The sequence below is a fragment of the Enterobacter quasimori genome, assembly GCF_018597345.1.
GTDB lineage: Bacteria > Pseudomonadota > Gammaproteobacteria > Enterobacterales > Enterobacteriaceae > Enterobacter > Enterobacter mori.
Genome location: NZ_JAHEVU010000009.1, coordinates 65,705 through 72,234, shown reverse-complemented (window position 1 = coordinate 72,234; position 6,530 = coordinate 65,705). Strand labels below are relative to the sequence as shown.

The following is a 6,530-nucleotide window of genomic DNA, read 5'->3' as shown; positions in this document are numbered from 1 at the left end:
AGTCAAGCGTTTATTTTCGCTTTTCTCTGCTGACCCGGCGGCGTGTGTGCCGTTGTTCCGTGTCAGTGGAGGCGCATTATAGGGAGTTATTCTGAAGTGACAAGCACAAAATACAAAAAACTTTTCGTTCGCTCACTTTTCAAACTTAACGCTTATTTAAGTCGCGAATCGCCCGTTAAATGCGCGATTTCCCGCGCAAAACTGGCTACCTGCGACCAGTCGGTGTAGACCACTTCTTTATGCGTATCGGTTTCACCGCCCGTCATCTTCATAATCAAGCGGATCATAAAGCGGTCATACCAGCGGTAGCGCGGATAGCGCAGCGCCCCGGCAAAGACCGCGCAAAGTGTTGGCTGCCACGGAGAGTTAAGTAAAAACTTGCGCGTGTAGCTGTTCGTTTGCGGCGTGCGCTTTTCTGCTTTACGGGCAACCAGATTGACCGAGTAGAAGGCGCTGGGCAGCTTATTGAGCGCGTCCTTATGTTTTTTCACAAACCGATCCAGCGCGGGATGAAAATGCCCGTATCGAATAGACGCCCCAATCACCACACGATCGTACTCCTGCCACGCAATGTGTTCCGCACGGTTCAGGTTCACTACATCCGCGTAAATGCCCAGCTCTTTTAATTCAGAAGCCAGATAAGCGGCAATCTCGCGCGTTTGTCCGTCTCGCGTAGAGAAAAGAACTAACGTTTTCATTAATGACTCCTTACTCGCGCCAGAATGTTGGGGTAAACAGCACCAGCAGCGTAAAGACCTCAAGACGCCCAAACAGCATGTTAGCGATAAGGATCCACTTCGCCACCGGGTTCATACTGGCAAAGTTATCCGCCACCACGCCCAGCCCGGGACCGAGGTTATTAAGCGTCGCCACAACGGAGGCGAATGCAGAGAAATCATCCACGCCGGTAGCAATAATAGCCAGCATACTGACGATAAAGACCAGCGCATAAGCAGAGAAGAAGCCCCACACCGCTTCGAGAATACGTTCCGGCAGCGCGCGATTTCCCAGCTTGATGCTGTAAACCGCATTCGGGTGAACCAGACGCTTCAGCTCGCGGTTGCCCTGTTTAAACAGCAGCAGTATACGAATGACCTTCAGGCCACCGCCCGTAGACCCCGCACAGCCCCCGATAAAGGCCGAGCACAGCAAAAGCACTGGCAGGAACAGCGGCCAGCGCGCGATGCTGTCCGTGGTAAAGCCCGCCGTTGTCGCCATCGACACCACCTGGAAGAAGGCCTGGTTTAGCGTGGTCATCGCCGAGTTATACACATCGTGGAACCACAGAACCAGCGTACAGATGATCACCAGCGTCAACTGGACGCCAATAAACATGCGGAACTCCGGATCGCGCCAGTACACCTTCAGGCTTCGCCCGCTCAGTAAAGAGAAGTGCAGACCGTAGTTACAACCGGAGATCAGCAGGAAGATAGCAATAATAGTGTTAATCGTCGGGCTGTCGAAGTAGCCCACGCTGGCATCGTGCGTGGAGAACCCACCGATAGCGATAGTCGCAAAGCTGTGCCCGATGGCATCGAAAGCGGGCATTCCGGCAAACCACAGCGCCAGGGCGCAGGCGACCGTCAGCAAGACATAGATCAGCCACAGGGTTTTTGCCGTCTCCGCAATACGCGGACGCATTTTGTTATCTTTTAGCGGGCCGGGCATTTCAGCCCGATAAAGCTGCATGCCACCGACGCCCAGAATGGGCAGGATAGCTACCGCCAGAACGATGATCCCCATACCGCCAAACCACTGCAGCATCTGGCGATAAAAGAGAATGGCATGTGGGAGAGAATCCAGCCCCACCAGCGTCGTCGCACCGGTAGTTGTTAAACCAGAGAACGATTCAAAAAAGGCATCCGTGACGCTCAGATTGGGCTGTTCAGAGAAGATAAACGGGAGCGAACCGACGCTTCCCAGCACCGTCCAGAACAGCACGACGATCAGAAAGCCTTCGCGAGATTTCAGCTCGCCTTTCTCACGACGGTTTGGCCACCAGAGCAGCGAGCCAATCGCCAGCGCGACAAAAAAGGTCTGGGTAAACGCACGCCCCGCGCCGTCCCGGTAGATAAGTGCCACCAGTCCTGGGAGAATCATCGTCCCGGAAAAAAGTATGACCAGCAGTCCAACGATTCGGGTTATGGCACGAAAATGCATCTCTGCCGCTTCCTTTGGTATTCAAAAAGTGAGGTGGGGATTATTCTTCAATCGGCAGCAATTGCAACGAACCACGACTAAAATCAGCGAGTTTTGCTGAAAAAGAAGCCAGTTCCGCCTGAGGGAGCGCCACGCGTAATTGCACCATCGCCTGGTAATCACTGTGCACAATCACACCGTTAGCGTGCTTCAGTAACGCTTCAATGCCCGAAAGCTGCGAGTACTCGCATAACAGAGTATATTCGGTAAGTGGCGTTTTGCGGGTGGTTATCAGCAGATTAAGTGCCTGCTGGACACCCCCACCGTAGGCTTTGACCAACCCACCCGTGCCTAACAAAATGCCGCCGTAGTAGCGAACCACTACGGCGGTGATCTCACCCACGCCGCTGCCCATCAGCTGCGAAAGCATAGGTTTACCAGCCGTGCCAGCCGGTTCACCGTCGTCAGAAAACCCCAGCTGTTGCGAATCGTCCGGCGGTCCTGCCACCCACGCCACGCAGTGGTGACGTGCATCAGGATGCTCCACGCGAACGGATTCGACAAACGCCTTTGCCGCCTCTACGCCGTCGGTATGCGCCAGCAGCGTAATGAAGCGGCTTTTCTTGATTTCCTCAACGAAGGTGACCGGTTCAGCCGGTATCAGCCAGCTTTCCATCAGGCCAGCTTCAGGTCTCGCGTCATGTTCTCGACACCGTTCTCGTGAATCACCACGTTATCTTCGATACGAATGCCGCCAAACGGCTTCAGCGCGTCAATTTTTTCCCAGTTGAAGTGCTTGCTGAACTGCCCTTCACGCCACGGCGCGAGCAGGGATTCAATAAAGTAGATCCCCGGCTCGATGGTCAAGACCATGCGCGGCTCCAGAATACGGGTGCAGCGCAGGTAAGGATATTTAGACGGTGCCGCCAGGTGCGTGCCGGTATCATCCTGCATAAAGCCCGCAACGTCGTGCACCTGCAGGCCCAGCGGGTGACCGATGCCGTGCGGCATGAATGGCCCGGTCAGATCGTTTTCGACCAACGCCTCTTCACTCATGTCTTTCACAATCTGATGCTTACGCAGCAGTTTAGCAATGCGCTGATGGAACTGGATGTGATAATCCACATAGCTGGTGCCCGCCTTCATGGTAGCAATCAGCGCCAGCTGTTCATCGTTCACATCTTTAATCAGCTGCGCGAAATCGGTATCCCCATTCGCCGCCCAGGTGCGGGTCAGGTCGGCTGCGTAGCCGTTGTACTCGGCACCAGCGTCCAGCAGGAAGCTGCGCATCTCAGCCGGAACCTGATGATCCAGTTTGGTGTAGTGCAGAACCGAGGCATGCTCATTCAGCGCCACGATGTTGCTGTACGGCACGTCGGTATCGCGGTGACCGGTCGCCGTCAGGTACGCCTGGTTGATATCGAACTCGCTCATGCCGGACTGGAAGGCTTCATGCGCCGCACGGTGACCGTTCACCGCAGTCTTTTGCGCTTCACGCATGCAGTAAAGTTCATAATCGGTTTTATACGCACGGTAATAGTGGAGGTAATCCAGTACCCCTTTCGGGTTGAGTTTATCCGCCGGAATATCCAGACCCAGCGCACGCTCTGGAACAGGGCCAATATAGGCGATGTTGCCACGCGCCGCAGGAAGCTGGCTGCCAATACCGTCCGCTTTCGGCAGCGCAATTACGTCAATTTCTTCGGTCCAGAAAGAGGTCGGCAGCGGTTCCACGTTGTGCCAGTAATCCACCGGCAGATAGAACCACAGCTTCGGCTTGTTCACGCCATCCACCAGCAGCCAGCAGTTGGGCACCTGCGTCACCGGCACCCACGCCTTAAACTGCGGGTTCACCTTAAACGGATAAGCGTGATCATCAAGAAACGTGTTCATCAGCTCGCCGGAGTGAATTAGCAGGGCATCCAGCTTGAAGCGGGCCAGTACATCGCGGGTACGCTCCTGTAGGGTAACGATATGATTTTTATAAAGCGAAGCCAGTGAGTCCATCATTATTCCTTTCGTTTTTTGACCTCAAGTCATCGCATCTTAGCACACCTCACTCCGGCTGCGTGATTTCAACCGACCGTGATCAACGCAGCAATTTCTTAATGAGTAATTTGCATTTTATTAACATAAATTCCACACTCCGTCTCATCTGGTATGACCAGATCCACTTGCTGGATTCAGGAGACTGACATGCTTTACAAAGGCGACACCCTGTACCTCAACTGGCTGGAAGATGGCATTGCCGAACTGGTGTTCGATGCCCCCGGCTCAGTGAATAAGCTTGATACCGCGACGGTGGCCAGTCTTGGCCAGGCGCTGGATGTTCTTGAAAAACAATCTGAATTAAAAGGGCTGCTGCTGCGTTCGAACAAAGCGGCCTTTATCGTCGGTGCCGATATCACCGAGTTTCTTTCGCTGTTTCTGGTCCCGGAAGAACAGCTGAGCCAGTGGCTGCACTTTGCCAACAGCGTCTTTAATCGTCTGGAAGATCTGCCTGTCCCGACCATTTCCGCCGTTAACGGCTACGCGCTGGGCGGCGGCTGTGAATGCGTATTAGCCACCGATTACCGTCTTGCCACGCCGGATCTGCGCATCGGCCTGCCGGAAACCAAGCTGGGCATCATGCCGGGCTTTGGCGGCTCCGTGCGTATGCCGCGCATGCTGGGTGCCGACAGTGCGCTGGAGATCATTGCCGCGGGTAAAGACGTCGGCGCAGAACAGGCGCAGAAAATTGGCCTGGTCGACGGCGTCGTGAAACCTGAGAAGCTTGTTGAAGGTGCACTCGCCATTCTGCGTCAGGCGATTAATGGCGATCTCGACTGGAAAGCCAAACGCCAGCCGAAACTGGAGCCGTTAAAACTCAGTAAAATTGAAGCCACCATGAGCTTCACCATCGCTAAAGGCATGGTGATGCAGACGGCGGGTAAACACTACCCGGCGCCGATCGCGGCGGTGAAAACCATTGAAGCCGCGGCCCGCTTTGGCCGCGATGAAGCCCTGAAGCTCGAAAATCAGAGCTTTGTCCCGCTGGCGCACACCAATGAAGCCCGCGCGCTGGTCGGTATCTTCCTTAACGATCAGTTCGTGAAAGGGAAAGCCAAACAGCTGACCAAAAACGTTGAGACGCCAAAACACGCGGCGGTGCTCGGCGCGGGCATTATGGGTGGCGGCATCGCCTACCAGTCGGCATGGAAAGGCGTGCCGGTGGTGATGAAAGATATCAGCGAGAAATCCCTGACGCTGGGCATGACCGAAGCGGCCAAGCTGCTGAATAAACAGCTGGAACGCGGAAAAATTGACGGGCTGAAGCTTGCAGGCGTGATTTCCACCATTCAGCCGGTGCTGGAGTACAGCGGTTTTGATCGTGTCGACGTGGTGGTCGAAGCCGTCGTCGAGAACCCGAAGGTCAAAAAAGCAGTGCTGGCGGAAACGGAAGACAAGGTTCGCCCGGATACCGTGCTGGCCTCTAACACCTCCACCATTCCAATCAGCGAACTGGCGAGCGTGCTGAAGCGTCCGGAAAACTTCTGCGGTATGCACTTCTTCAACCCGGTACACCGTATGCCGCTGGTCGAAGTGATCCGTGGGGAAAAAACTTCTGACGACACCATCGCTAAAGTGGTGGCGTGGGCAAGCAAGATGGGCAAAACGCCGATCGTCGTTAACGACTGCCCGGGCTTCTTCGTTAACCGCGTGCTGTTCCCGTACTTTGCGGGCTTCAGCCAGCTGCTGCGCGACGGCGCGGACTTCCGCAAAATCGACAAAGTGATGGAAAAACAGTTCGGCTGGCCGATGGGCCCGGCGTATCTGTTGGACGTGGTCGGCATTGATACCGCCCACCACGCTCAGGCGGTGATGGCGGCAGGCTTCCCGCAGCGCATGCAGAAAGATTATCGCGACGCCATTGACGCGCTGTTCGACGCTAACCGCTTCGGCCAGAAAAACGGCCTGGGCTTCTGGCGCTATAAAGAAGACAGCAAAGGCAAACCGAAGAAAGAAGAAGACGCCGCGGTGGATGGCCTGCTGGCCGATGTCAGTCAGCCGAAACGCGACTTCACCGACGATGAGATCGTCGCCCGCATGATGATCCCGATGGTCAACGAAGTGGTGCGTTGCCTGGAAGAAGGCATTATCGCCAGCCCCGCAGAAGCCGACATGGCGCTGGTATACGGCCTGGGCTTCCCTCCGTTCCACGGCGGCGCGTTCCGCTGGCTGGACACGCTCGGCAGCGCCCGCTATCTCGATATGGCTCAGCAGTATCAGCACCTTGGCCCGCTGTATGAGGTGCCGGAAGGGCTGCGTAACAAAGCGCGCCATAACGAACCCTACTATCCCGCAGTTGAGCCAGCCCGTCCGGTTGGCGAGCTGAAAACGGCTTAAGGAGT

Annotated in this window: 5 protein-coding genes; 1 reads left to right on the top strand and 4 read right to left on the bottom strand. The window is 55.6% G+C overall.

Going from position 1 to position 6,530, the window contains the following annotated elements:
• Nucleotides 1-152: 152 nt before the first annotated feature.
• The 4 genes from hemG to pepQ are packed head-to-tail and all read right to left on the bottom strand — an operon-like array spanning nucleotide 153 to nucleotide 4,146.
• Entirely contained in the window at nucleotides 153-698 is a 546-nt protein-coding gene (gene hemG / locus KK102_RS21630; protein WP_126546204.1) for a menaquinone-dependent protoporphyrinogen IX dehydrogenase, read from the bottom strand.
• Nucleotides 699-708: 10 nt separating this feature from the next.
• Nucleotides 709-2,160, bottom strand: a complete 1,452-nt coding sequence (gene trkH / locus KK102_RS21625) for a Trk system potassium transporter TrkH (protein ID WP_126546203.1) — start codon at nucleotides 2,158-2,160, stop codon at nucleotides 709-711.
• Between the two features lie 40 nt (nucleotides 2,161-2,200).
• Complete coding sequence (locus KK102_RS21620) at nucleotides 2,201-2,815, bottom strand: IMPACT family protein (protein WP_216358412.1); 615 nt, start codon at nucleotides 2,813-2,815, stop codon at nucleotides 2,201-2,203.
• The gene (gene pepQ, locus KK102_RS21615; RefSeq protein ID WP_216358411.1) at nucleotides 2,815-4,146 is read right to left on the bottom strand and encodes a Xaa-Pro dipeptidase; all 1,332 of its coding nucleotides are present in this window, start codon (nucleotides 4,144-4,146) and stop codon (nucleotides 2,815-2,817) included. Before pepQ ends, KK102_RS21620 begins: the two co-directional genes overlap by 1 nt.
• Nucleotides 4,147-4,335: 189 nt before the next feature.
• On the opposite strand from pepQ, the gene fadB reads away from it, so the two are divergent.
• Nucleotides 4,336-6,525, top strand: a complete 2,190-nt coding sequence (gene fadB, locus KK102_RS21610) for a fatty acid oxidation complex subunit alpha FadB (protein ID WP_126546201.1) — start codon at nucleotides 4,336-4,338, stop codon at nucleotides 6,523-6,525.
• The last annotated feature ends 5 nt before the right edge of the window (nucleotides 6,526-6,530 follow it).

Excerpts from the sequence above, each read along its gene's own strand:
- hemG (WP_126546204.1), bottom strand. The coding sequence starts at position 698 with ATGAAAACGTTAGTTCTTTTCTCTACGCGAGACGGACAAACGCGCGAG.
- trkH (WP_126546203.1), bottom strand. The coding sequence starts at position 2,160 with ATGCATTTTCGTGCCATAACCCGAATCGTTGGACTGCTGGTCATACTT.
- KK102_RS21620 (WP_216358412.1), bottom strand. The coding sequence starts at position 2,815 with ATGGAAAGCTGGCTGATACCGGCTGAACCGGTCACCTTCGTTGAGGAA.
- pepQ (WP_216358411.1), bottom strand. The coding sequence starts at position 4,146 with ATGGACTCACTGGCTTCGCTTTATAAAAATCATATCGTTACCCTACAG.
- fadB (WP_126546201.1), top strand. The coding sequence starts at position 4,336 with ATGCTTTACAAAGGCGACACCCTGTACCTCAACTGGCTGGAAGATGGC.